The organism is Vibrio sp. 10N.222.55.C6 (genome assembly GCF_041473395.1).
Classification (GTDB): domain Bacteria; phylum Pseudomonadota; class Gammaproteobacteria; order Enterobacterales; family Vibrionaceae; genus Vibrio; species Vibrio crassostreae_C.
In genome coordinates, this window is record NZ_JBFRSD010000998.1 from 1 (window position 1) to 571 (window position 571).

Genomic DNA, 571 nt, shown 5'->3' on the forward strand with positions numbered 1-571 from the left:
AAACTTAATCATTCCAAATTGGAATCTTAACTATCATAAAATTAGCATTTATCGTTCGATTTATGAATGATTAAATAATCCCATTGACGTTAATAACTCTTAAGAAAGGTGACAATATGATTTCAGTGGTGAGTGTATTACTGGTGGTGTTCTTTTTATTGGCAAGCTCAATCAAGACACTTGCTTGGCAGCGTAAAGTGTTCGAAATCCAACTTGGTTTTTTTAAAAGCTATGGGTTAAATCGAGTGATTATGTTTCTAGTTGGCATGGTTGAGTTTACTGGAGCTGTATTGTTGCTCTGTGCTTTGGTTGGTTTAGCACCTGAACATACGCAACTGATGGGAGGTTTGATATTAGCGAGTACTTCACTAGGGGCGATTTACTTTCATTTGAGATTCGATACGTGGAAGGATGGTATTCCCGCGATAGTGACTCTGTTGGGTTCTGGCTTCTTGGTTATTGCATCGTACTAAGTTTATTCGACATGTAGCGATAGCTATGAGAGGCAAAGGAAATAAGAGTAGGGCACGAAGCCCTACCAAATGGAAACGGTTTAGAACTCGGAAGGCAC

The 571-nt window shown here is 39.1% G+C and carries 1 protein-coding gene; it reads left to right on the forward strand.

What is annotated here, in order from left to right; genetic code table 11:
- Positions 1-92: 92 nt before the first annotated feature.
- Positions 93-473, forward strand: coding sequence for a DoxX family protein (locus tag AB4486_RS27245; RefSeq protein ID WP_102398006.1), 381 nt, complete (start codon positions 93-95; stop codon positions 471-473).
- Positions 474-571: the final 98 nt, after the last annotated feature.